The sequence below is a fragment of the Pseudomonas putida genome (assembly GCF_001636055.1).
Classification (GTDB): domain Bacteria; phylum Pseudomonadota; class Gammaproteobacteria; order Pseudomonadales; family Pseudomonadaceae; genus Aquipseudomonas; species Aquipseudomonas machongensis.
In genome coordinates this window covers 2,924,167-2,948,356 of sequence record NZ_CP011789.1, presented here as the reverse complement: position 1 = coordinate 2,948,356, position 24,190 = coordinate 2,924,167, and the positions used below count along the sequence as shown (strand labels likewise).

18 protein-coding genes and 2 pseudogenes are annotated in these 24,190 nt (G+C 66.2%); 5 read left to right on the top strand and 15 right to left on the bottom strand.

The features are described 5' to 3' along the window. Positions 1-2: 2 nt before the first annotated feature. Positions 3-962 (bottom strand): ABC transporter permease, encoded by a 960-nt coding sequence (locus tag AB688_RS13020; protein WP_063544554.1) that lies wholly within the window; start codon positions 960-962, stop codon positions 3-5. 27 nt (positions 963-989) lie between these two features. Further along, positions 990-2,591: an ABC transporter substrate-binding protein gene (locus AB688_RS13015; protein ID WP_054894143.1), complete on the bottom strand. Its 1,602-nt coding sequence runs from the start codon at positions 2,589-2,591 to the stop codon at positions 990-992. A 162-nt stretch (positions 2,592-2,753) separates the two neighbouring features. Here AB688_RS13015 and AB688_RS13010 point away from each other — a divergent pair, with 162 nt between their 5' ends. Beyond that, complete coding sequence (locus AB688_RS13010) at positions 2,754-3,194, top strand: RrF2 family transcriptional regulator (protein ID WP_063544552.1); 441 nt, start codon at positions 2,754-2,756, stop codon at positions 3,192-3,194. 51 nt (positions 3,195-3,245) lie between these two features. On the opposite strand, the gene AB688_RS13005 is transcribed toward AB688_RS13010, so the two are convergent. The 10 genes from AB688_RS13005 to AB688_RS12960 form a co-directional block, all read right to left on the bottom strand. Further along, entirely contained in the window at positions 3,246-4,439 is a 1,194-nt protein-coding gene (locus AB688_RS13005; protein ID WP_063544550.1) for a pyridoxal phosphate-dependent aminotransferase, read from the bottom strand. 12 nt (positions 4,440-4,451) lie between these two features. Continuing rightward, positions 4,452-6,059 carry a 5-guanidino-2-oxopentanoate decarboxylase gene (locus tag AB688_RS13000; RefSeq protein ID WP_063544548.1) on the bottom strand — a complete coding sequence of 536 codons (1,608 nt, stop codon included), beginning with the start codon at positions 6,057-6,059 and terminating at the stop codon, positions 4,452-4,454. A 10-nt stretch (positions 6,060-6,069) separates the two neighbouring features. Beyond that, on the bottom strand, positions 6,070-8,169 hold the full coding sequence (locus AB688_RS12995) for an acetate--CoA ligase family protein (protein ID WP_063544546.1): 2,100 nt from the start codon (positions 8,167-8,169) through the stop codon (positions 6,070-6,072). A gap of 18 nt (positions 8,170-8,187) precedes the next feature. Then, positions 8,188-9,348, bottom strand: a complete 1,161-nt coding sequence (locus tag AB688_RS12990) for an acyl-CoA dehydrogenase family protein (RefSeq protein WP_054894138.1) — start codon at positions 9,346-9,348, stop codon at positions 8,188-8,190. A gap of 43 nt (positions 9,349-9,391) precedes the next feature. Next, positions 9,392-10,174 carry an enoyl-CoA hydratase/isomerase family protein gene (locus AB688_RS12985; RefSeq protein WP_063544544.1) on the bottom strand — a complete coding sequence of 261 codons (783 nt, stop codon included), beginning with the start codon at positions 10,172-10,174 and terminating at the stop codon, positions 9,392-9,394. Positions 10,175-10,391: 217 nt separating this feature from the next. Then, complete coding sequence (locus AB688_RS12980) at positions 10,392-11,804, bottom strand: amino acid permease (protein WP_063544542.1); 1,413 nt, start codon at positions 11,802-11,804, stop codon at positions 10,392-10,394. Positions 11,805-11,967: 163 nt separating this feature from the next. After that, positions 11,968-14,220: a hybrid sensor histidine kinase/response regulator gene (locus AB688_RS12975; protein ID WP_063544540.1), complete on the bottom strand. Its 2,253-nt coding sequence runs from the start codon at positions 14,218-14,220 to the stop codon at positions 11,968-11,970. Further along, on the bottom strand, positions 14,217-14,990 hold the full coding sequence (locus tag AB688_RS12970) for a substrate-binding periplasmic protein (protein ID WP_063544538.1): 774 nt from the start codon (positions 14,988-14,990) through the stop codon (positions 14,217-14,219). Before AB688_RS12970 ends, AB688_RS12975 begins: the two co-directional genes overlap by 4 nt. Positions 14,991-14,994: 4 nt before the next feature. After that, on the bottom strand, positions 14,995-15,711 hold the full coding sequence (locus tag AB688_RS12965) for a response regulator (protein ID WP_054894133.1): 717 nt from the start codon (positions 15,709-15,711) through the stop codon (positions 14,995-14,997). 70 nt (positions 15,712-15,781) lie between these two features. After that, the gene (locus AB688_RS12960; RefSeq protein WP_063544536.1) at positions 15,782-16,426 is read right to left on the bottom strand and encodes a TetR family transcriptional regulator C-terminal domain-containing protein; all 645 of its coding nucleotides are present in this window, start codon (positions 16,424-16,426) and stop codon (positions 15,782-15,784) included. Positions 16,427-16,523: 97 nt separating this feature from the next. Between AB688_RS12960 and AB688_RS12955 the strand changes: the two genes are divergently transcribed. The 4 genes from AB688_RS12955 (at position 16,524) to AB688_RS12940 (ending at position 21,379) form a co-directional block, all read left to right on the top strand. Continuing rightward, entirely contained in the window at positions 16,524-17,270 is a 747-nt protein-coding gene (locus tag AB688_RS12955) for an enoyl-CoA hydratase (protein ID WP_063544534.1), read from the top strand. A 306-nt stretch (positions 17,271-17,576) separates the two neighbouring features. Next, entirely contained in the window at positions 17,577-19,904 is a 2,328-nt protein-coding gene (locus tag AB688_RS12950; protein WP_063544532.1) for a putative bifunctional diguanylate cyclase/phosphodiesterase, read from the top strand. Beyond that, positions 19,892-20,764 (top strand): phosphate/phosphite/phosphonate ABC transporter substrate-binding protein, encoded by an 873-nt coding sequence (locus AB688_RS12945; protein WP_063544530.1) that lies wholly within the window; start codon positions 19,892-19,894, stop codon positions 20,762-20,764. Before AB688_RS12950 ends, AB688_RS12945 begins: the two co-directional genes overlap by 13 nt. Before the next feature lie 66 nt (positions 20,765-20,830). Next, on the top strand, positions 20,831-21,379 hold the full coding sequence (locus AB688_RS12940; protein ID WP_054894128.1) for a lipocalin family protein: 549 nt from the start codon (positions 20,831-20,833) through the stop codon (positions 21,377-21,379). A gap of 10 nt (positions 21,380-21,389) precedes the next feature. On the opposite strand, the pseudogene AB688_RS27525 reads toward AB688_RS12940, so the two are convergent. The 3 genes and pseudogenes from AB688_RS27525 to AB688_RS12930 form a co-directional block, all read right to left on the bottom strand. After that, a pseudogene (locus AB688_RS27525) lies at positions 21,390-21,824 on the bottom strand (methyl-accepting chemotaxis protein); the annotation flags it as partial. Positions 21,825-21,980: 156 nt separating this feature from the next. After that, positions 21,981-22,625: pseudogene (locus tag AB688_RS27520) on the bottom strand (PAS domain-containing protein); the annotation flags it as partial. A gap of 379 nt (positions 22,626-23,004) precedes the next feature. Continuing rightward, positions 23,005-24,144, bottom strand: a complete 1,140-nt coding sequence (locus AB688_RS12930) for a glycerate kinase (protein ID WP_063544526.1) — start codon at positions 24,142-24,144, stop codon at positions 23,005-23,007. Between the last annotated feature and the right edge of the window lie 46 nt (positions 24,145-24,190).

Genomic DNA, 24,190 nt, shown 5'->3' with positions numbered 1-24,190 from the left:
GGCTACCCCTTCGGATGCATCAGGCGCGGGTTGCTGGCGATCGACAGCACATCGGCACTGGTGTTGAGCAGGATGTAGGTGGCGGCGAAGATCAGGCTACAGGCCTGCACCACCGGGATGTCGCGCTTGGCCACCGAGTCGACCAGCAACTGGCCCAGGCCCGGATAGACGAACACCACCTCGACCACCACCACGCCAACCACCAGGTACGCCAGGTTCAGCGCCACCACGTTGACGATCGGCGCCAGGGCGTTGGGCAAGGCATGGCGGAAGATGATCCGCGCCTGGCCGATACCCTTGAGCCGGGCCATCTCGATGTAGGGACTGGCGAGCAGGTTGATCAGCGAGGCGCGGGTCATGCGCATCATCTGCGCCACCACCACCAGGCTCAGGGTCAGCACCGGCAGCAGCGAGCGCTCCAGCACCTCGCCCAAGGCGGCATCCGGGGAGAGGTTGGAGATGCTTGGCAGCCAGGCCAGCTTCACCGCGAACACCAGGATCAGGATGTAGGCGACGAAGAATTCCGGGAACGACACCGCACTCAGGGCGCTGGTGTTGAGCAGCCGGTCGAACCAGCTGTTGCGGTACAGCGCCGCCAGCATGCCCAGCAGCAGCGCCAGTGGCACCGACACCAGGGCCGCCAGCAGCGCCAGGCTGAAGGTGTTGCCCAGGCGTGCGCCGATCAGCTCGGCGATCGGCCGCTGGTTGGCCAGCGACACGCCGAGATCGCCTTGCAGCAGTTGCCAGCCCCAGTGGAAGAAGCGCGTCAGCGCTGGTTGGTCCAGGCCCAGTTGGCTGCGCAGTGCAGCCACGGTTTCCGGGGTGGCGGCCTGGCCGAGCATGGCCTGGGCCACGTCGCCCGGGAGCATGCCCACCGCCAGGAAGATGATCACCGACACCGCCAGCAGCGACAGCAGGCCCAGGGCCAGGCGCTGGGCGAGCAGTTTGCAGAGACTATTCACCGTACGGTCCTCGCGACGAAATGGGATTCAGGCCTGCCACCAGCGCTCGATCAGGCGCAGGCCGTCCAGCTCGCCGTAAGGAGCGGTGACACCGCCGTGCATCACCCGCCGGGAGCGCGCCGCGACGGAGCTTGCGAACAGCGGCACGATGGCGCCGCCATCGTCGCGGCACAGCGCCTGCATTTCGTTGTACATCTCCTGGCGCAGCGGAGCGTTCATCTCGCCACGGGCAGCGTTGAGCAACTGGTTGAAGCGCGGGTTGTCCCAGTGCGTCTCGTTCCACGCCGCGCCCTTGGCGTAGCCGATGCTGAACATGCGGTCGGCGGTCAGGCTCGAGTACCAGAACGAGGTGGTGAACGGCTGCTTCATCCACACGTTGGTGAAGAAGCCGTCGGCCGGCTCACGCACCACGTCGATGTCGATACCGGCCTTGCGCGCCTGCTCCTTGAACAGCACCGAGGCGTCGACCGCGCCGGTGTAGGCGGCGTCGGAGGCCTGCAGGCGCACCTTGAGGCTGTCCATGCCGGCCTGCTTGAGGTAGAAGCGCGCCTTGTCGGCGTCATATACCCGCTGCTCCAGGGCCGTGTTGATGAAGCGGCTGCCAGGCTGGATCGGGTGGTCGTTGCCGATCTGGCCGTATCCGTACAGCACCGAGGTCAGCAGGGCCTGGCGGTCGATGGCGTGCTTGAGCGCCAGGCGCACGTTGTTGTCCTGGAACTGCGCGGTGTCGCAGAGCATGGGGAAGGTGTAGTGCTGGGCGCCTTTGGTTTCCTCGATCACCAGTTGCGGGTTGCGCTTGAGCAGCGCCACGGTCTTGAGGTCGACCTTGTTGATCACATCCACCTGGCCTGTGACCAGGGCATTGACCCGCGCCGCGCCGTCGGCGATCGACAGCAACTCGGCCGTGGCGAAATGCGCCCTGCCCGGCTTCCAGTAGTCGGGGCTGCGCACCAGGTCCATGCGCACACCCGGTTCGAAGTGCTTGAGACGATAGCCGCCGGTGCCGATGCCGGCCTGCCAGTCGGCGGCGCCGTCCTTGGCGGGCATGATCACCAGGTGGTAGTCGGCGACCACATAGGGGAAGTCGGCGTTGCCCGAGTGCAGCTCGAACACCACGGTGGCGGCGTCCTGGGCACGCACCACGGCAACATCGCCGAGGACGGTCTTGGCCGCCGAGGTGGATTTCTCGCCCAGGTGATGCTGGATCGAGGCGACCACATCGCCAGCATCGAGGCTCTTGCCATCGTGGAAGGTCACGCCCTGGCGCAGGAAGAAGGTCCAGACCTTGGCATCCGGGCTGGACTCCCAGCGCTCGGCCAGCTCCGGAATGGCGGTGCCGTCGACGCTGATTTCGCTGAGGGTGTTGTAGACCGCCGAGAAGCCGACGAAGGTGAAGGTGTCGGCCCAGGTGCCGGGGTCACGCGAGTCAGTGGTGCTGCCCCCGGCCAGCCCCATGCGCAGGGTGCCGCCAGCCTTGGGGGTGACCTCCTCGGCCCAGCCCGGCAGGGGCAGGCCCAGGGAGAAGGCGCCGGCGAAGGTCGCCGCTGCCGCGCTGTACTTGAGGAACTCCCGACGTGGCAGGCCGCCGCCGGGCATCGCTTGAGTGATCTTGTTGTTCTTATCGCTCATGGCATTGCCCCTGTTGAACCGCTGAAAGAAGGATCGCAGGCATCGATGACCGAATATTTGTAATTGTCATCGTGACAAATACATTAGACTCATTGGCATGCCCCTGCCAAGATGGATTTTCACAGGGACACCGACTTTGCGATTCACCAGGGATTTTTACCGATGAGCCAATCGACCCGCCTGATCACCGCCTCGTACATCCTCTCGTTCGTGGCCGCCAACGCGCCGCAGAAACTGCGCACCGAGACCATCGCCAAGTGGGTCAAGGTGCACCCCACACGGGTGCGCAGCCTGGCTTCGCAGATGGTCAAGGCCAACATTCTCAAGTCCTGGCGCGGCGCCCAGGGCGGCCTCACCCTCGCCCGTCCGGCCAGCGAGATCACCCTGCGCGAGGTGTACGACGCAGTGCAGGAGAGCTCGCTGATCGCCGAGAAGATCGACAACCCGTTCTCGGGGATGGAGGATCATTGCAAGGTGTTCGAGGTGTTCACCCGGCTGTTCGCGATGCTGGAGGCGAACATGCGCCTGGACCTGGGGGCGATCACGGCGGACCAGTTGTTCGTTGCGTTCGATCGGCCGGTTGAGGGGGCTGTGGAAGGTTGATTGGCAGGGCCGGCCCTTTCGCGGGCAAGCCCGCGAAAAAGGCGATCCGCCTCAACCTGTAACTACCCTGCCCTCCAGCACCTGCGAAGCACACTGGGCAATCCGCCGGCAAGCCTCGCTCAACGCCTCGGCACCCAGCACCAGCCCCAGGCGAATATGCCCCGCCGCACTCGGCCCGAACGCCTCCCCCGCCAGTACCGATACGCCATGTTCCTCCAACAGCAGGCTGGAAAACGCCTGGGCGCTGAGGCCGGTCTGGCGGATATCGACCATCACGAACATCCCGCCATCAGGCTTGAGTGCCTTCACCCCCGGGCAATCGGCCAAGCGTTCGCAGACCAGGTCGCGCCGCTGTCGATAGGCCTCGCGCATCGCTTCGAGCTCCGGCAGGCGCTGCTCCAGCGCCACCACGGCGGCATCCTGGATGAAGTCCGGCGAGCCATACAGCATGCACAGCGCCAGGTTCTCCAGATGGCTGGCCAGCGCTGGCGAGCCGACCACCCAGCCAACCCGCCAGCCGGTCATGGCGTGGGACTTGGACAGGCTGTTCAGGGTCGCGGTCCGGTCGGCCATGCCTGGCAGGCTGCCAGGGCTGATGTGCTCGCCTTCGTACAACAGCTCGCTGTACACCTCGTCGCTGATCAGCCACAGGTCATGGGCCACGCACAGTTCGGCCAGCGCCTCCCAGGTGCTGCGCGGCAGGCTGGCACCGGAGGGGTTGTGCGGGCTGTTCAGCGCCAGCGCGCGGGTACGCGGGGTGATGCGCGCGGCAACATCCTCGGCCTGCACGCGAAAGCCATGCTCGGGCTTGACCGGCACCGGCACCACCGTGGCGCCACAGGCGCCGAACACTGCCTCGTAGGTGACGTACATCGGTTCTGCGACAATCACCTCGTCACCCGGGTCGAGCACGCACTGGGCCACGCAGAACAACGCGCACTGGGCACCGGCCAGCACCGTCACCTGGTCGGCATCGACGGCTTGGCCGCTGCGCTGCTGGTGGCGCCGGGCGATGGCCTGGCGCAGGGCGAGCTTGCCGCGTACATCGGAGTAATGGGTGTGGCCGTCCTGCAGGCTGTCGATGGCGGCCTGGACGATCGGCGCCGGGGTATCGAAATCCGGATCGCCCACCGACAGCAGCAGGATGTCGCGGCCCTGAGCCTGCAGCTCAAGGGCGCGGTAATGAATCTCCCAGGCCGCAGCGCCGTCACCGGCGATGCGCTGGGTCAGCTTGGAAAAACGCATGAAAAGCCTCCATCAATGGGCGCAGGCATGCCTGAGTTCGATCAGGGTGACGCCGTTGCGCGCGAATCCGTTCCTGAGTTCCTGCTCCAGTTCATCGAGGCTGCCGGGCTGCGCCACGGCGCAACCGAAGGCGCGGCCCAGGCCGATGAAGTCGGGGTTGCGCGGCAGCACGCCGATGGGCTCGATATCCAGGCCCAGCATATCGTCGCGGATCTGCCCGAGCGCATCGTTGTTCCACAGCAATACCACCAGCGGCCGGTCCAGCTCCTCGACCGCCGTGGCCAGTTCCTGCGCGGTGTACAGGAAGCCGCCGTCACCCACCAGCACCAGGCCCGGACGCTCGCCACCGGCGAACATGCCGCCGATGCCCGCCGGTAGACCATAGCCCAGGGTTCCGTACCCCGTGGGATGCAGCCAACTGCGCGGCGCCTTGCTGGGGAAGGCGTAGTTGCCGGTATAGGCCAACTGCGTCATGTCGGTACTGATGAAGGCATTGTCCGGCAATGCCCGGCCCACACGATCGAGAATGCCTTGGTGCAGCCGCTGCAACGGACCATGCCCTGCCCTCACCGCCTCGCGCAGGCCGGCAACCGCCTGGATGACCGCCGTGGCGTCGCGACGAACCTGGGGAAGATGCTCCAGCACCCCGGCCAGGGTGAGGCGCGCATCACCCTGCAGCGCCAGCGCGCAAGGGTAGAAATCGTTGAACTTGCGCGGGTCGATGTCGATGCGGATCAGTTCGCCGTTGATCGGCAGGCGCTCGCGCCAGAAATCGGTGTCGGCCATCTCGGTCCCCACCGCCAGCACCACGTCAGCCTCGGCGATCATCTGCCAGCCAGGCTCCACACACAGGCTCGCGCCGGCACTGAGCGGCGCTTCAGGCGGCAGCAGCCCCTTGCCTGCCACGCTGGTGAACACCGGTGCCGCCAGACGCTCGCTCAGCGCGGCCAGTTCAGCCCCCGCCTGCAATGCCCCACCGCCAGCGATGATCATCGGGCGCTTGGCCGCCGCCAGCCTGGCCGCTGCCTGATCCAGCACCGTGCGATCCGGCACGCTGCGACCAGGACGGCGTACCACCTCGGCGCTCCAGTCACGCGCCACCGCTGCCGACAGCACATCCAGCGGCACCGAAATATGCACCGGCCGCGGTCGCTCGCTGTCGAACACCGCCCAGGCGCGGGCGATCAGCTCAGGCAGGTCTTCCGGGCTCAGGGCCAGCGCCGAGAAGGCGGTGATCGGCGCGGTCATCGCGCGTTGGTCCTGGGTCTCGTGCAGGCAACCCCAGCCCTTGCCCAGGCTGGCGCTGTGGTTGACGCTGGAAATCACCAGCAACGGAATCGAGTCGGCATGGGCCTGGCCGATGGCGGTGGCGGCATTGGTCACACCGGGGCCGGTGATGACGAAGCACACACCCGGCTTGCCACTGATGCGCGCATAGCCGTCGGCCATGAAGCCAGCGCCCTGTTCATGGCGGGTCAGCACATGGCGGATGCCACTGCCAGGCAGGCCGCGATACAGCTCCAGCGTGTGCACGCCGGGGATGCCGAACACGGTGTCGACGCCATAGTTGGCCAGCAATCGGACCAGGGCCTGGCCGCCGGTCAAGGGTTTGTCATGCATGTTCATCTCCTCAGGCCTGGCCCAGGCGGATCAGCGCATCGACCGCCGTGGTGGCGTTGGCGCCGACCATCAATGGGTTGACGTCCAGTTCCAGCAACTGGCTGGCGTTTTCGCAGGCGTAGTCGGCCACCGCGCGTATCGCGGCCACCAAGGCATCCAGATCGGCCGCCGGACGCCCGCGGAAGCCCAGCAGCAATCCGGCGCTGCGCAGCCCGAGCAAGGCGGCGCGGATGGCGCCATCGGTGGTGGGCAGCAGCAGGCTGGTGCTGTCCTTGAGCAGCTCGACCAGCACCCCGCCAGCACCAATGACCAATGCCAGGGCAAAGCCGTTCTCGCGTTTGATGCCGACGATCAGCTCGGCCAACGCGGGCTCTGCCATCGGTTCGAGCAGTACTCGATCGAACGGCACCTGCGGCGCATGGGCGTGGATACGTTCGCGCATCTGGTGCAGCGCGGCCTCGAGCGCGCGGCCATCACGCAGGTTCAGCGCCACCGCGCCGGCTTCGGTCTTGTGCGGCAACTGCGCGCTGACGGCCTTGAGCACCAGCGGAAAACCGACAGTGGCCGAATCGGCCAGCGCTGAACCAGGGGTGCTCAGCCGACCGTCCGGGACCGGCAAACCAAAGGGCCGCAGGGCCTGCTTGGACTGCCACTCGTCCAGCAAGCGCGCCTTGCCAGTCAGCGCCTGCGGGCACAACGGCACCAGTGCGGACTCGCCCAATGCCAGCAGGCGCTGTCGATTGGCCTGGTACGCCACGATCCGCCCCCAGGCCGCCAGGCCATCTTCCACGCCCTGCAACGCCGCAATGCCGTGGGCATGCAGATGCTCGCGGGCGCTGGCCGGCAGCAGCTCGGGGAAGGCCGAGGTGACGAAGCCGATCTTGCCGTGACGCGCCAGGGCCTGGCAGTACAGCGCCAAAAGCAGGTCGCACTCCTTGCGCTCGCCGGTGAACTCGGCCGGATAGTCGAGCACCAGCATCGCCGCATCGGCATCGCTACGCAGGGCGCTGTCGAGCATACGCTGCAGCGCCTCGCCGTCGCCCCAGATGGCCGTGGTGAAGTCCAGCGGGTTGACCAGGTTGGCGTAGCTGGGCAGCACCTGGGCCAGTTCCTCGACCTGGCACTGCTCAAGTTTGGGCAGGCTCAGCTGATTGCGCTCGGCATAGTCGGCGATCAGCCCGGCATCACCGCCCGAGCAGGCCAGGGCAATCAGCCGCCCGCCTTGGGGCAACTGCCCGCAGGCGGCGGCCTTGAGGGTCTCGACGAAGCTTACCGGGCCGCTTACGCGGATCACGCCCAGGCGCTTGAACAAGGCGTCGTACAGCGCATCGGAGCCGGACAGCGAGCTGGTGTGGCTGAGCGCAAGTTCGGCACCGATCTGCGACACGCCAGTCTTCAGCGCGATGATCGGCGTGCCGCGCTCCAGCGCCTTGTGCGCGGCGCGGGCAAAGCCAGGCACATTCTTCAAGCCTTCCAGGTGCAGGCCGATGGCGGTGACGCGCGGGTCGTCCAGCAGCACGTCCATCAACTCGGCCACGCCCAGTTGCGCCTGGTTGCCGACCGACGCCATGTAGGCCACCGGCAGCGAGCGGTCGCTCATCGACAGGTTGTAGGCGAAGTTGCCGCTCTGGGTGAGGATCGCCACGCCCTTCTCGACCGTCTTGCCGCCATGGGCGACCGGCCACAGCGCGGCGCTGTGCAGGTAGTCGAGCAGGCCATAGCAGTTGGGCCCGAGCAGCGCCATGTTGCCGGCCGCCTGCAGCAGGCGCTGCTGCAAGGCCTCGCCCTCGGCGCCGCTTTCGGCAAAGCCCGAGGCGTAGCAGATAGCCCCACCGGCACCGAGCGCGGCGAGTTGTTCGACGCAGCTCAGGGTCAGCTCGCGGTTGGTGGCGATGAACACGGCATCCGGGCCGCACGGCAGCTCGGCGACGGTGGCCACGCACGGGATGCCATCAATGCTGAGGTGCTGCGGGTTGACCAGCCACATCGGGCCCTGGAACCCGCCTTCGGCGCAGCGCTTGAGGGCGCGGGCCATGCTGCGGCCACCAACGAAGGCCAGGTGCTGCGGCGCCAGCAGACGCTTGAGGTTGTCACGAATCGACTGCGACATGAGTATTCTCCAGCCCGATCAGCGCAGCAGAGGGCGCAGCAGTTCGCGGGAAATGATATGCCGCTGGATCTCTGACGTGCCCTCCCAGATCCGCTCGATCCGCGCGTTGCGCCAGATCCGCTCCACCGGTCCCTCGTCCATCAGGCCCATGCCGCCAAAGATCTGTACCGCTTCATCGGCGACCTTGCCCAGCACCTCGCTGGCGAACAGCTTGGCCATGCCGGCCTCGCCATCGGTCATGCTGCCCTGGTCCATCTTCCAGGCGGTGTGCAGGGTCAGCAGCTCGGCCGCGCGAATCTGCGTGGCCATGTCGGCAAGCTTGAACGACACGCCCTGATAACTGCCGATCGGTTGGCCGAACTGCTTGCGATCCGCCGACCACTGCAGCGACAGGTCCAGTGCACGCTGGGCCTGGCCGACGCAGTTGGCGGCGACCATCACCCGCCCGGCGGTCAGCCAGGCGTTGGCCACTTCCCAGCCCTTGCCGACCTCGCCCAGCACCTTGCTGGCGGGCACCTTGCAGTCGTCGAAGAACAGCTCATAGGTGTGGTAGCCGCGATTGCTCACGCACTTGGGCCCACGGCGGATGGTCATGCCGGGGGTGCCGCGATCGACCAGAAAAGCGGTCACGGCATTGCGCTTGCGGCCGTTGTGTTCGTAGGTGTCGGTAACGGCGAAGACGATGGCGAAGTCGGCGTGCCCGGCATGGCTGATGAAATGCTTGCTGCCATTGATCACGAAGTCGTCGCCCTGACGCACGGCGCGGGTCTTGATGGCATTGGCATCGGAACCGGCGCCAGGCTCGGTGAGGGCGAAGCAATCGATCTTCTCGCCCTGCACGCTGGGCAGCAGGTAGTCGTTGATCTGCTCGTGCTTGCAGGCCATGAGAATTTTCGAAGGGCGTGCGACGAACACGTGCACGGCCCAGGACACCTTCGACAACTCACGTTCGATCAGCGCCTGGGACAGGTAATCAAGCCCGCCACCGCCGACCTCCTCGGGCATGTTGAAGGCATAGAAGCCTGCGGCGATGGCCTTGCCGCGGATCTGCGCCGCCAGCTCGGGCGACACCGCGTCGGCGCGGTCGACCTCTTCCTCGTGGGGCAGCAGCTCCTTGGCAACGAAACTGCGTACCGCTTCCACCAACATTTCTTGTTCTTGGGTCAGTTGGAAATTCATCTGGCATGGTCCTGGAGAAGGTACTGAGGGAGGTGCTGGAAGGTCATTTGCCGACGAAGCGCGCGGGCCTGCGCTCGACGGAGGCGCGCAGTGCCTCGGCACCGTCCTCGCTGCGCCCGCACAGCAGCCCGGCGGCCAGTTCTGCAGACAATTGCTCGGCCAGGGTGCGCTGGGCACCGTCGCGGATCAGGCGCTTGGTCTGGGCGAAGGCGAAGGTCGGGCCCTGGGCCAGGCGGGAGGCGAGTTCGGCGGTCACGCTCAGCAGTTGATCGTCGGCACAGACTTCGCCCACCAGGCCTGCGGCGAGTGCCCGTTCGGCGCCCCACAGCTCGTCGAGAAACAGCAGGCGCTTGGCCTGCTCGCTGCCGATCAACCGCGGCAGGTGCCAACTGGCGCCCGCGTCAGGGCTGTAGGCCATGCTGGTGTAGCCAGCCTTGAAGCGCGCCGAAGCGGCGGCGATGCGCAGGTCGCAGCACAGGGTCAGGTCCATGCCGGCGCCGACGGCGGTGCCGTTGATCGCGGCGAGGGTGGGTTTGTCGAGGGTGTGCAGGCGCTGCATCAAGGCATGGGCGGTTTCGGTCCAGCCGTAGCTTTCCAAGGCGCCGCGAGCCTCGGCCTCGGCCCATTCGGCAAGGTCGGCGCCAGCGCAGAAGCTGCGCCCACTGCCAGTCAGTACCACCACGCGCACGGCGGGGTCGGCGTTGAAGTCTCCGAGCAGGCTGTGCAGGTGCTTGAGGGTGGGGATGTCCAGGGCATTGCGCTGGTCGGGGCGGTTGAGCGTGATCCAGGCGACACCGGCTTCGAGGGTGGTCAACAGGCTGGTCATGGGAAGCCTCGAGTTGTTGTGGTTGGGGTGGGCTTGGAGAAGATACTAAACGAGTGTTCAACAAGGCGGCAATTGGCGCATATGGGGCTGTTACAACTTCGAACAATCGGGGTTTGGGGGTGTTGCGGAGGGCCTCATCGCGGGACAAGCCCGCTCCTACAGAGATCGCATCTGTAGGAGCGGGCCGCGCGATAGGGCCAGTGGTTTCAGCGAAGATTCAAACCCCAGGCGCCGTCGGCACGAAGGTCTGCGAGCGCTTGCGGTTCATCACGAAGTACGCCAGGTAGCACAGGGCAATGAAGCCAAAGCCCCAGTACAGCGACGGCCTCTGCGTTTCATCCAGCGCCAGGAACACGAACAGCGAGCTGCACAGGGTGATGCACAGCAGCGGGATCAGCGGGTACAACGGCGCGCGGTACTTGATGTCCTCGAGCTTGCCGCCCTCGCGCAGGAACGCACGGCGGAAGCGGTACTGCGCCAGGGCGATGACGATCCAGGTCACGGTCCCGGACATTCCGCTCACCGCCATCAGCACCATGAACAAGGTGTCGGCGGCAATGAAGCTGGTCATCAGCGACACCAGGGCAAAGCACAGGGTGATGCTCAGCGCTCGCAGCGGCACACCGCGCGAACTCAACGGCGACAGGCTTTTCGGGGCCATGCCGCTCTTGGACATGGCCCAGAGGATGCGCGTGGAGGCGTACAACCCCGAGTTGCCCACCGAGAGAATGGCGGTGAGGATGACGAAGTTCATCAGGTCGGCCGCGTACGGGATACCGACCATGTCGAACACCTGCACGAACGGGCTCTCCATCAGCCCCGCCTGCTGCCACGGCACGATGGCCGACAGCACCGCGATGGCCAGCACGTAGAAGATCAGTACGCGGAACACCACGTTGCGCACCGCCCGCGGAATGCTCTTTTCCGGCTGGTCGGTCTCGCCCGCCGCCACGCCCATGATCTCGCAGCCCTGGAAGGCGTAGACCACGGTCATCATCACTGCGAACACCGCAGGCAGCCCGTTGGGGAACAGCGAGTCGCCAACCAGATTGTCGAGCATCGATGCCGGTGCGCCGCTGGTCAGCGGGATGGCGCCGAAGATGACCAGGATACCGACGATGATGAAGCCCAGGATCGCCGCGACCTTGATCCCCGAGAACCAGTACTCGGCCTCGCCGAAAGCCCGGGTCGCCAAGGCGTTGAGGCCGAACAGCACGGCAACGAACAGCGCCGACCAGTACCAGATCGGCACCTCGGGGAACCAGCGGGTCATCAGCATGCCGGCGGCGGTGAACTCCAGGCCCACGGTGGTGGCCCAGCTCATCCAGTACACCCAGCCAATCATGAAGCCCGTGGCCGGGCCGATGTATTTTGTCGCGTGGGCCTGGAACGAGCCCGATACCGGCATCTGCACCGACAGCTCACCCAGGCAGACCATCACCAGGTACATCAGGAAGCCTGCCACCAGGTAGGCCAGGATCGCCCCCATCGGGCCACCCTGGTTGATGGTCACCCCCGAGCCCATGAACAGGCCGGTGCCGATCACACCGCCCAGCGACAGCATGAAAATGTGCCGGCTCTTGAGCGCGCGAGTGAGGTGGATGCCTTTGCGTTCGGAGGGCTCAGACATGAAGCACCTCCAGCATGGTGTTGGGCTGAGCTTTGGGACCTTTCATTATTCTTATCTCCAATAAGCCTGACGGACCGCGAACCACACGGTTGTCAGGGATTATTGGAAAGCGATGTAAGCGGACGTTGAAGCTTGGGATCGAAGATGTAAAAAGTCGTAAGAATTATGTACGAGCGCTCTGGATCAACTGCTCCAGCAGGATGAGCGCGGCATCCAGGGCGGTTCGCGTACTGTCTGCCAGCGCTTGCAGCGCCTGGCTGTCCAGAGCCACTGCTGCTTGCTCGACCTGCCTCAACGCCGTCGCCAACCCGCTCAGCCCCAACGAATCGCTGCTGCCCGCCAGGCGATGGGCCAAGTCTGCGGCCTGGGTGCAGTCCCCCAGGTGCTGGGCGTCGAGCAAAGCCCCGCGCTGCGCCTCGAGGCTCTGGCGCAGGGTCGCCAGCAGCCCCTGCACCTTCTGCTCGCCGAGCAACTGGCGATGGGTTTGCAGCAGGGCCAGATCCAGGGCGGTGTGTGCATCGGGCTCGAGCACCAGCGGCTCGGCCTGGGCCAGTGCACGGCGCAGTCGATCCAGGCGCAACGGTTTGGCCAGCACCCCTTGCATCCCGGCTTCCAGGTAGCCGCGTACCACGGCCGGTTGCACGCCCGCCGTCAGGGCCAGGATTCGCGTCTGCCGATTCGGCCCGGCGCCCGCGCGCAGTTGCCGGCACAACTCGACACCGCTCATGCCTGGCAGGTGCACATCCAGCAGCAGCAGGTCGAAGCGTCGTTGTGCGCAGACCGCCAGCGCCTGCGCCGCATCCTCGGCGAAGCTGACCCGGTGACCGTCACGCTCGAGCAAGCCGCCCGCCACCTCGCGGTTGAGCGCCACATCCTCGACCACCAGGATCTCGAGGGCAGGCGGAAGCCCCTGGCTGGCTGACAGGGCGGCGACGTCACGCCCCGCGGGCAGCTCCACCTCGAACCAGAAGCAACTGCCCTGCCCTTCGCGGCTATCCACGCCGATCCGACCGCCCAGGCGTTCGATCAGGTGCTTGCAGATTGCAAGCCCCAAGCCCGTACCGCCGTAACGCCGAGCCACGGTTTCACTGGCCTGGGTGAAGCGCTCGAAGATCCGCGCCTGCATTGCCGGGGCGATGCCGATGCCGTCATCGCTGACCTGCACCCGCAACCACTGCCCCTGCAGCACGCGCACCTCGAGGCTGACCCGGCCGCCTTCGGTGAACTTGATCGCATTGGCCAGCAGGTTGCTCAGCACCTGGCGCAGGTACTGCTCGGCGCCGAACTGATGGGGCGCCAACCGGGCATCGATATGGCAGTCCAGCTCGGTGCCATTGGCGGTGGCGCGCGGCTCGAGCAGGGTCAGCACCTCGCTGCACAGCTGGCGCAGGGCAAAATTAACGGGCTCCGGGTGGCTTTCACCTTCTTCCAGACGGGCGAAGAACAGCACCTCGTTGAGGATGCTCGACAACCCTTCGCCGGCCTTGTACAGCGCCTCCAGACGCTTGCGGCCCAACGTGTCGAAGCTGCTTGTACGCAGCAGTTCGGCCATGCCGAGAATGCCGTTGAGCGGCGTGCGCAACTCGTGGCTCATGGTCGCCAGGAAGCGCGACTTGGCCAGGTTCGCCGCCTCGGCTTCGTCCTTGGCCCGGGCCAGGCTTTCGGTGCGCCGCTCGACCATGGCCTGCAGTTCGTCACGCTTGTCCTGCAGGGCCAGGCGATCCTGCTCGCGGCGCTCGATATCGCTGAGGATCGCCTGGCGCATGTCGTCCAGGGCGTGGGCCACGGTGTCGATCTCATCGGCGCGTGGCGAACGCCGCTTGTCCAGGCGTAGCGGCTCCTGCCACTGGCCCGCCGCCACGCGCCGGGCAAACTCGGCCATCACCTGCAAGTGGCGGGTGACCAGGCGGTAGAACAGCCCGGACAGCGCCACCGCCAGCCCGCAGAGAAACACGCTCATCCATAGCAGGCTGGTCAGCCCGGTGGCGAACAGGCGCTGGTGCACCGCGCCCAAGTCGATGCTCACCTCGAGTTCCCCCAAGTGCCTCGGCGGCCCGGAGGGCGGCTGGAAGTCCAGGGCGAACCGCTCGACGCGCAGTGGCCCGGCAGGTTCGGCCTGGCCTTGCAGCAGCTGGAAGTCGCTGCTGTCCAGCCGCACCCGAGCCACATCGGAGAAGTCCACCAGCCCGCGCAACTGAACGTTGAGCTGCTCCTGGTCCAGGTCCCACAGGCTGCGCTCCAGGCTCGCCAGGTAACCGGCGCGGATCAGCTCCATGCGCGCGTCGATATCGCGCATTTCGCGGCGGTACTCGAAATACAGCTGCACCGCGCTGGCCAGCACGGTGAAGCACAGGCTGAACAGCAGGATGAACAGCAGCAGGCGGCGCAGCAGGCCGTCGGCGCGCAGACGAATCATCGCGCACCTGCCGGTTGCCCGATCATGTCGCGGTAGGTCACTTCGCTCTGATGCAGCCAGTTGTCGATTTCGCCGCGCTCGCTCATCTGCTGCAACTGCGCGTCGATCTCATCCATGCGCTGGCTCAAGGGGCTATGGCGTGAAACGGCGACTCGCAGATAGTCGACACTCAGCGCCGCGGGCAGCGCCTGGATATCGCCTGCGCCGGGCAGGTGCTCGACGAACAACTCGCCAGTGCGCCGTTCCTGGATCACGAAGTCGATGCGCCCGCGAATCAGCTTGCCGAAATTCTGCTGGCTGGACGACACCCATTCGATGTTCTGGTGACGGGCAACGAAACGGTCGAAGGCCGGGCCGTAGCTTTCGCCGAACAGCAGTCCGCCGCGATAGCTGGCAAGATCGTCGAGCTGTTCGAAATGCACCGGTCGCTTGCGGTTGACGAATACCGCGACCTCCTCGCGCAGTACCGGCACTCGGGAGAAGCGCATGCCTTGATCACGTTGGTCGCTGCTGTAGGCCAGCACCACATCCACCCGTCCTTCGGCTGCATCCAGCAGGCAGCGCTTCCAGTTGCCCAGCACCACGATCTCGACCTCCAGCCCGAGCCGAGCGAACAACTCGCGCACCACGGTCGGCGCCAGGCCACGCACCTGCTTGCCATCGCTCCACGACACCGGCGGGTACACCGGGTAGTCGCAGTAACGCACCGGCGCTGCGGCCAGCGCCTGCACGCTCAGCAGCAACAGCCAGGCGAGGCCCAGGCCGCGCATGGCCTCAGGCCGCCACGCTGGCGGTGAACAGGTAGCCGGTGCCGTGGATGGTGATGATCAGTTGCGGCTCGGCCGGGTCGTCGTGCAACTTGCGCCGCAGACGGCCAACCAGCACGTCGATGGAACGGTCGTTGGGCACCCACTCGCGGTTGCGGATCTGGTCCATCAACTGGTCGCGGCTGAGGGTGTGGCCACTGTTGCGCAGGAACACGCTGAGCAGCTGGAACTCGCCATGGGTCAGCAAGGTTTCACCGCCCTGCGGGTCGATCAACCGGCGTCGATCGCTGTCCAGCGCCCAGTCGGCGAACTGCTTGAGGCAAGGGCTGGCGATGGCGCCAGGGCGGGTTGTCTGGGCGTGGCGCACGCGACGGATCAGGTTCTTGGCCCGCGACACGAGTTCACGCGGGTTGAGGGGCTTGATCACATAGTCGTCGGCGCCGCATTCAAGGCCGACAATGCGGTCGATATCATCGTTGCGGCCAGTGATCAGGATGATGCCGACCTCCGAGCGCACCCGCAGCTCGCGGGTCAGGGTCAGGCCGTCCTTGCCTGGCAGGCGGATGTCGAGCATGACCAGGTCCACCGGCTGGCTGGCCAGGTAGCGCTCGGCCTCTTCGGCGGTGTCGGCGCAGCGTACGTCGTAGCCTTCTCGCGCGAGATAGGCCTGCAACAGGTCACGAATGAGCGGATCGTCGTCGACGACCAGTACCCGAGGTGTCATTGCGTGTGGTCTCTTCTTTGATGTTGTTCTGAAACCCGCGCCAGCAGCCTACCCGGTACTGAACGACCGATCAACAGCCTCCCGGCAGGCTGAAGCGCCGACGCCCGCCGGCCTGCAGGCCATCGACCCAGGCCTCGCAGATCTGCACGCCCTGTTCCGGGGTGAAGGTGTTGGGATTGAGCCCCGATTCGAGCCACAGGCCATCGAGCAAGGCGCTCAGGCTGATCGCGGCGAGGTCCGCGTCGAAGGCCTGCCAGCCCTCCTCGCCGGCCAGCGCCGCCAGCAGTGCGGCCAGTTCGTTGCGGTATTCGGAGTAGGAGTGGTCGTGCGCCTGATTGATCGCCTCGGCGGTTTTCACCGCCCCCCAGAAGGCCAGCCAGGCGTCGAGCAACTGCGGGTCGAGCAACTCGGCGCAGAACGATCCGCGAAAGAACGCCGACAGGCGCTCGCGGGCATTGGGTGCGGCCTGCGCCATGGCCTCGCGCAGCAGGCCCATGACCCGCCCAGTCACAGCGCGGTAGGCCTCGGCGACCAGTTCGTCCTTACCCGAATAATGGTGACTGATCAGCCCTACCGACACCCCTGCCTCGGCGGAGATCTTGCGGATCGACGCGCCCTGGAAGCCATCGCGCTTGAGACAGGCCAGGGTCGCCTGGACCAGGATGGCCTTGCGCTCTTCGGGTGCCATGCGGTTGTAGCGGGCTTCCTGGGTCATGCGGATTCTCGTCGCGGCGGGTTGGACTGAACGACTGTACAACAAGGCGCAGCGCGTGATAAACCCTGTGCTCCGGCCAATAACAAGAATCCCAGCCATGTCCGACCTGATCACCTGCAGCCTCGACCAGGGTTTACTGACCCTGACCTTCAACCGCCCCGACAAGCTCAACGCGCTAAGCAGCGCGATGTACAGCGAGCTGGACCGCCATCTGCAGGCGGCCAGCGAAGACCCGGCCGTCGAGGTGATGCTGCTGACCGGCGGCACGGCGTGCTTCAGCGCCGGCAATGACCTGCGCGACTTTCTCGACACCCCCCCACGTGATCTGGACAGCCCGGTGTTTCGCATGATGCGCACCGTGCTGGCACTGGACAAGCCGCTGCTCGCCGCCGTCAACGGCCCCGCCATCGGCATCGGCTGCACCCTGTTGCTGCACTGCGACCAGGTGCTGGTCAGTCGATCGGCGAAACTGCGCATGCCCTTCACGCCCTTGGGCGTGTGCCCGGAATTCGGCTCGAGCCTGCTGCTGCCACGCCTGCTCGGGCATCAGCGGGCGGCGCGATTGCTGCTGGCCAACGAGTTGCTCAGCGGCGAACAGGCACTGGCCTGGGGCCTGGCCAATGAGCTGCATGACGACGGCGAACAGTGCCTGGCGGCCGCGGTAGCGCTTGCCCGACGCTTGCAGGCCATGCCGCAGCAGGCCTTGCGCATCAGCAAACGCCTGCTCAAGGATGGGCAGCGACGGGAGCTGGAAGAGACCGTGCGGCGCGAGGGCGAACTGTTTATCCAGTGCCTGGCCAGCGATGAAGCCCGGGCGGCGTTGCAGGCGTTGGTCAACCAGTAGCAGAGCACACCGATCTCGGTGTAGGAGCGGCCTTGTGCCGCGATCGGGCGCGAAGCGGCCGCAAACTCGGCAACCGAGGTTTTCCTGATAGATCTCGGCGCCTGGTTTTACGGCCGCTTCGCGCCCGATCGCGGCACAAGGCCGCTCCCACAGGGGTTGGACTGGCCTCTAGATTTTGAACAAGACGCTTGCTCCTGCACACAAAGGAGCAGGCTGCGGTGGATAGAAGCATTTCGCCACCAGTCATTCCTCTGTCATCTTGCTGTCTTATTTTTGCTGCACCACAGGGCCCGGGAACAACACAACGTGAACCGCCGCTCCCCCTCGCCTGCAGGCTTGTTGCCCCTGCTGCTGCTGATGCTGTGCACCGTCACCCTGGCCTTTCTCTGGGGGCTGCATTTCACGCAAAAGGCCGCCGCCCGTCATGATGCCCTGGCGGCCAAGGCCGCCGAGCACCTGAACCTGGCCAGCATCGTCGGCGAAAGCCTGCGCCAACTGGTCGATCGGGCCCAGGCCGTAGGGCGTGTCACTCAGGATGACCTGCTCAACATGCGCCAGGGCAACCTCAGCCTGGCGCGGCTGCTGGCCGAAGACCCCGTGTTCAAGCGCATGGGCCTGTACGACCAGCAGGGTCGTCTGGTCTCTGCCAGCCCTATCGACGAGGCCCAGCAACTGCCGGAAGACTGGCTCAAGCAGCTCAAGCAGCATGTCGCGCGCCATGGTTTCAAGCCCTTCATGCCCCAGATCGCCCCCGACAACGCCCCCAACGCCTTGCCAAAATGGCGCCTGCCCTTCCTGCTGCCGCTGACCGACCTGAGCGGCCGCGAGATCGACAACATCCTCGTGGTACAGCTGGACATCGGCTACCTGGCGGTGCTCTTCCAGCACATCGACCTGGGTCACAGCGGCCTGTTGCGCCTGCTCCAGGCGGACGGCCAGGAGCGCGTACGCATCGACAGTAGCGGCGTGGTGGTGGCCGCCGAGTCGCTGGAACCGGAACTGCCCAGCGGCAACAGCGATGCGGGACAGTTCACCCAGTACACCTACGCCAGCACCTACCAGAGCCTGTACCGCCGGGTCGCCGACCGCGGCTTCAGCGTGGTGGTCAGCCAGCGTCATGACGAGATTCTAGCGCTCACCACCCTCGCCTACGACCGCCAGTTCTGGCTGAACCTGTGCATGACCTTGCTCATCCTCGGCGGCCTGTTCTGGAGCCTGCGCCTGCTGCGCAAGCGTCAGGAAGCCTTCAGCGAGCTGGAGCAGACGCAACAGGTCAACCAGCAGTTGATCGGGCGCCTGGAGGATGAACACCGACGCAGCAGCCACGCCGCCGCCACCGACCACCTCAGCGGCCTGCACAACCGCCGCCAGTTCGTCGAAGTCGCCGCCCAGGCCCTCGCGCGCCAGCGCGCCCGGCGTCGCCTGACGGCGATCCTGTTCATCGACATGGACCGTTTCAAGTCGATCAACGATTCACTCGGCCACAAGATCGGCGACCTGTTGCTGCAAGCCGTCGCCGGGCGCATCCAGCGCATGCTCGAACCCGAAGACGAAGCCTCGCGCTTCGGCGGCGATGAATTCGTGGTGCTGTTGGCCGGCAACCGCAGCGAGGAACAGATCGACGCCTGGGTCCGCGCGCTGGTGGTCAAGCTGTCCGCGACCTACGCCCTGGACGGCAAGGAAGTCAACACCAGCCCCAGTGTCGGGGTGAGCATCGCCCCGCGCGATGACCAGGAAATCGACAGCCTGATCCGCTGTGCGGACGCGGCGATGTACTCGGCCAAGCAGGCAGGGCGTGCGCAGTACCGCTTCTTCGACCCTTCGCTGAACCTGCCCGACATCCAGGCCTTCGCCCTCGAACAAGCCTTCGGCAGCGCCCTGGCCGAGCACCAGTTCGTGCTTCACTTCCAGCCGCAGATTCGTCTCGACACCCTGCAGGTACTGGGCTACGAGGCACTGGTGCGCTGGGAGCATCCCGAGTTCGGCCTGCTCTACCCGGACCGTTTCATCGGCATGGCCGAGCGCAGCGGCTTCATCGTCGAGCTGGGCTGGGAGGTGCTGCGTCTGGCCTGCGAGGCGTTGGCGAGTTGGCAGGCCCAGGGCCGTGATACGCGCCTGGCGGTGAATGTCTCGGCGCTGCAACTGCGCCAGGCCGACTTCAGCGAGCGCTTGCTTGAAAGCCTGGCGCAGCATGCCATCGACGCACGGCACCTGGAGCTGGAGATCACCGAAACCACCGTGCTCGACCCCGAAGGCACAGCCCTTGAGCACCTGCACCGGCTGCGCGCGGCCGGTATCGGCATCAGCCTCGACGACTTCGGTCGTGGCTACGCGGGCTTCGCCCACCTGCAGGCGCTGCCGCTGTCGAAGCTGAAGATCGACCGCGCCCTGATCGCGCCGCTGTGCAACAGCCATGACGACAGCCCGATCGTCTCCTCGACCATCATCCTGGCCAAGCGCCTGGGCCTGGAGGTGGTGGCCGAGGGCGTGGAGACCCGCGAGCAGTTGGTGTGCCTGAAGCTCGCCGGTTGCGACATTGCCCAGGGCTATCACTTCAGCCGTCCGCTGTCGCCGGCACAACTGCGCGACTACCCGCCCTTCAATGCCCTTGAGGAGAAATCATGCGTGCATTGAAAGCACTGACACTGCTGGCCCTGATGCTGCCAGCGGTCGCCGCGCGGGCCGACTGTGCGCCCCGCAGCCTGCGCCTGGCGGTGATCCCGCTCAAGGGCGCCGAGGCGATGCTGCGCGAGAACCAGCCACTGTTGCAGCGCCTGAGCGAGGCCACGGGCGTGCCGGTGGAGCTGGTGGTCGCGCCCTCCTACGAGGGCGTGGTCGATGCCATCGTCTCCGGCGGCGCCGACATCGCCCGGCTGGGGCCGGCCTCCTATGTACTGGCGCACCGTCGCGACCCGCAGGTCGAGGCCTTCGCCACCTTCACCCTGAGCGCCGGGCCCTATACCCCGGCCGGCAACCACTACCAGGCATTACTGCTCACCCGCAGCCCGGGGCCTGCGGACCTGACGGCACTACGCGGCAAGCGCGTGGCACTGAGCGACCCGGCCAGCACCTCCGGCGGCCTGGTACCGAGCGTCGAGTTCGCAGCGCAGGTGACCACGCCCTTGCAGCGCTACTTCGGTGCGCTGGTGTACGCCGGCACCCATGACAAGGCGCTGCAGGCCCTGCTGGAAGGGCGCGTCGATGCCGCCTTCGTCGCCAGCGAGCGCGCCGACGCCTACCTTGCCAGCCACGCCATCGACCCCGCAGGGCTCCAGGTGCTGTGGCGTTCGGCGCCGATCTACTACGACCCCTACGTGTTCCGCGCCAACCTGTGCCCGGCGCTCAAGGCGCGCATTCGCCAGGCCATGCTCGACGACCCCGAAGCCCTCGCCGCCTTCGCCCACTCCCAGGACGCCAGCGGCCTGGTTGCGGTCAGCCATGCCGAGTATGCCGCGCTTGAGCGGATGATGGACGCCGCGCTGGAGCCACGCTGAAAGATTCAACTTTCGCCAGTGTCCGGCGTCCAAGCAATGACACCACAGTCATTGCGGAGGTTGTTCATGGCGATTCGCGCCACCTTGCTGGTTTCCTGCCTGGCCCTGGCGCTGGGCGGTTGCGTCGGCTCCTCGGCGGACAAGCCGCCACCCAAGACCATGCCGGTCAATCTCGAGCAGTACCAGGGCAAATGGTACGAACTGGCACGCCTGCCGATGTTCTTCCAACGTGACTGCGTGCAGTCCGAGGCCAATTACCAGCTGCGCGAAGATGGCCAGGTCGATGTCACCAACCGCTGCCGAGACGAAGACGGCGAGTGGCAGGAGGCGACCGGTATCGCTCAACTGCAGCAACCCGGCCAGACCGACAAGCTGTGGGTGAGGTTCGACAACTGGTTCAGCAAACTGGCGCCGGACACCGCCAAGGGCGAATACTGGGTGCTGTACCACGATCCGGACTACCGCGTGGCCGTGGTCGGCCATCCGAACCGCGAGTACCTGTGGCTGCTGTCGCGCACGCCTACGGTGAGCGAACGCACGCGCAACCAGCTGCTCGAAGTGGCCCGCCAGCGCGGCTACGATACTCGCGAGCTGATCTGGCGCCAGCCCGACTGATATCTGCGGCTCAACGCAGGTCCTGGGTCACCTGCCCGACCGCCTGCACCACGCGGCGTGCGCCTTCCTGAATATCGGTGATGGCGCTGCCCGCCTGGCCTGCCAGGGTCAGCCCGACCCCCGCCTGCTCCCGGCTGTGTTCGATCTCCACCACCGCTTGATCGGCCAATTGCTGGTTACGCGCCACCACCGCGACGATCTCTTCGGTCGCCGCGCTGGTGCGCGCTGCAAGCTGGCGCACCTCGTCGGCGACCACGGCAAACCCGCGCCCCTGCTCGCCCGCACGGGCCGCTTCGATGGCAGCGTTGAGCGCCAGCAAGTTGGTCTGCGAGGCGATGCTGCCGATGGTCTGCACGATCGAGCTGATGACCAGCGACTGCTTGCCCAGGGCCTCGATGGTGGTCGATGCGCTGTGCATCTGATCGGCCACCGCCTGCATCGTCTGCACCGCTTCCTGCACCACGCTCGCCCCCTCGCGGGCACTGATGTCGGTGTTGCGCGACACCTCCAGGGCCATTTGCGCAGCGCGGCGGATATCGTCCTCCTTGCGCACCTGGTCGGTGATCACCGAGGCGAACTTGATCACCCGGCTGATCTTGCCCTCGGCGTCGTAGACCGGGTTGTAGCTGGCCTCCAGCCAGACTTCCTGCCCCCGGCTGTCCAATCGGCGGAAGCGCCCGGCGACATAGCGCCCGCTGTTGAGGGTCTTCCAGAACTCCTGGTAGGCGGGAGCTGCAGCCTCTTCCTTCGGACAAAACAGGCGATGGTGCTGGCCGACCAGTTGCGTGAGCGAATAGCCCATGGTGCCGAGGAACTTTTCGTTGGCCGTGAGGATATTGCCTGCCAGGTCGAACTGGATCACCGCAGTGGAACGCAAGAGCGCATCGACGAATGCACCGTTCTCACGGCTCTTGTCGATCTGTGCCGTGACCTCGCTGCCGTAGCCCTGTACGTAATCCAGACGGCCATCGTCGCCGCGCACCGGTAGCCAGGTCAGGTGCAGCCAGATCAATCGGCCTTCGCGGGTGAGGAAGCGGTAATCGTCACGAATCGGCTCGAAGCGTGACAGCGCCTCGTTGAAGCGCCGATAGCACGGCAGAGCGGTCACGTACCCCGGCACCACATCAGCCAGGGCCTGGCCGATCAAGGCGCCATGCGGATGCCCCAGCGCAGCCGAACAGGCTTCGTTACAGGCGCTGATCCGGCGCTCGGCGTCCAGGCGCAGCGCCAGGTTGCCTCGTTCCATTGGGTCGAGCAGCGCGCGCAGGCGTTTGACCTCGGCTTCGCTTGCCGCGAGCCGAGCTTTGATTTTGCGATCGAACATGGGACACCTTGCAAACAGTTGTGTGGTAGAGCACGCACGCATCCTGCAAGCCAGCTTCCCTGGTGGCCGTCAGGCCCCGACTTCCGGGGGCCCGTCACTTTCAAAGGAGAATGTGATGCAGCATCTCAGGAAAGACCGAGCGCCGCTATCAAAGTGCTATTAGCCGTTACAAAATAACGTTTTGATCCGATGAACGGTCGTGTGCTATTGGGGGGATGGGGGGCTAGAGGAGGTTGGCTGGAAGGGGGGTTGGAGCTGGAAGGTGCTCGCCCCCACACAAAACCCTCGAAAGAGATGACTCCTACACCCCGCGCGCCAACCGCCACAACCGTGCGATATCCCCCGCCCGCCCCTCGAGCAGCGCCCCGGCCTCGGCACAAGCGCGCTCAAGTGTCATCGGCCCGCTGGTCACGGCGAACGCAGCATCGATGCCATGGGCATACAACGCCTCGTAGCCCTCCCCCAAGGTCCCGGCAATCACCACCACCGGCACACCGTGACGCTTGGCCACGCGGGCCACGCCCATCGGGGTCTTGCCGCGCAGGGTCTGGGCATCGAAACGGCCTTCGCCGGTGATCACCAGGTCCGCGCCCTGCACCAGCCCGTCCAACCCGGCGAGCTCCGCCACCACTTCAACCCCAGGACGAAAACACGCGCCCATGAAGGCCTTGGCCGCAAAGCCCATGCCGCCCGCCGCACCGCAACCGGGCGATTCACGCAGGTCTTCACCCAGCAACTGCGCGCAATGATCAGCGAAATGCCCCAGTGCCTGGTCCAGCTGCAATACCTGCTCGGGCGTTGCGCCCTTCTGCGGACCGAAGATCGCCGAGGCACCATTGACCCCACACAAGGGGTTGTCGACATCCGCCGCCACCTCGAACTGCACCTCGGCCAGGCGCGGATCGAGGTCGCTGGCGTCGATGCGTGCCAGTTGCGCCAGGGCCAGGCCGCCCTCGGCCAGTGCCTGGCCTTCGCGGTCCAGCAAGCGCAGACCCAAGGCCCGCAGCATGCCGCTGCCAGCGTCGTTGGTGGCGCTGCCGCCGATGGCGAGCACGATGCGCTGCGCACCTGCCGCCAGGGCTGCGGCAATCAGCTCGCCGGTGCCCCAGGTACTGCTGCGACAGGCATCGCGCTGTGCGCTGGGCAGCAACTGGATGCCACTGGCCTGGGCCATCTCTATCACCGCGGTGCGGCTCTGCGCCAACCAGCCCCAGCTAGCCTCCACTGGCGCCCCCAGCGGCCCGCGCACCACCTGGCGGCGCTGCTCGCCCTCGGTGGCCGCGACGATCGCCTCCATGGTGCCCTCACCGCCATCGGCCATCGGGCACTCGATTCGCTCCGCCTCGGGCCAGACCTTGGCCAGCCCGGCACTGATCGCCCGGGCGACACCGGCGGCATCGAGGCTGTCCTTGAACGAATCGGGGGCGATGACGACTTTCATGGGGAATCTCCTGGTCCTGTTAGCCCGCATGCTGACAGCTGCGTGC

Bases quoted from the DNA above. Each gene is read 5' to 3' on its own strand.
- AB688_RS13015 (WP_054894143.1), bottom strand. From the start codon at position 2,591: ATGAGCGATAAGAACAACAAGATCACTCAAGCGATGCCCGGCGGCGGC.
- AB688_RS13010 (WP_063544552.1), top strand. From the start codon at position 2,754: ATGAGCCAATCGACCCGCCTGATCACCGCCTCGTACATCCTCTCGTTC.
- AB688_RS13005 (WP_063544550.1), bottom strand. From the start codon at position 4,439: ATGCGTTTTTCCAAGCTGACCCAGCGCATCGCCGGTGACGGCGCTGCG.
- AB688_RS13000 (WP_063544548.1), bottom strand. From the start codon at position 6,059: ATGCATGACAAACCCTTGACCGGCGGCCAGGCCCTGGTCCGATTGCTG.
- AB688_RS12995 (WP_063544546.1), bottom strand. From the start codon at position 8,169: ATGTCGCAGTCGATTCGTGACAACCTCAAGCGTCTGCTGGCGCCGCAG.
- AB688_RS12990 (WP_054894138.1), bottom strand. From the start codon at position 9,348: ATGAATTTCCAACTGACCCAAGAACAAGAAATGTTGGTGGAAGCGGTA.
- AB688_RS12985 (WP_063544544.1), bottom strand. From the start codon at position 10,174: ATGACCAGCCTGTTGACCACCCTCGAAGCCGGTGTCGCCTGGATCACG.
- AB688_RS12980 (WP_063544542.1), bottom strand. From the start codon at position 11,804: ATGTCTGAGCCCTCCGAACGCAAAGGCATCCACCTCACTCGCGCGCTC.
- AB688_RS12975 (WP_063544540.1), bottom strand. From the start codon at position 14,220: ATGATTCGTCTGCGCGCCGACGGCCTGCTGCGCCGCCTGCTGCTGTTC.
- AB688_RS12970 (WP_063544538.1), bottom strand. From the start codon at position 14,990: ATGCGCGGCCTGGGCCTCGCCTGGCTGTTGCTGCTGAGCGTGCAGGCG.
- AB688_RS12965 (WP_054894133.1), bottom strand. From the start codon at position 15,711: ATGACACCTCGGGTACTGGTCGTCGACGACGATCCGCTCATTCGTGAC.
- AB688_RS12960 (WP_063544536.1), bottom strand. From the start codon at position 16,426: ATGACCCAGGAAGCCCGCTACAACCGCATGGCACCCGAAGAGCGCAAG.
- AB688_RS12955 (WP_063544534.1), top strand. From the start codon at position 16,524: ATGTCCGACCTGATCACCTGCAGCCTCGACCAGGGTTTACTGACCCTG.
- AB688_RS12945 (WP_063544530.1), top strand. From the start codon at position 19,892: ATGCGTGCATTGAAAGCACTGACACTGCTGGCCCTGATGCTGCCAGCG.
- AB688_RS12940 (WP_054894128.1), top strand. From the start codon at position 20,831: ATGGCGATTCGCGCCACCTTGCTGGTTTCCTGCCTGGCCCTGGCGCTG.
- AB688_RS12930 (WP_063544526.1), bottom strand. From the start codon at position 24,144: ATGAAAGTCGTCATCGCCCCCGATTCGTTCAAGGACAGCCTCGATGCC.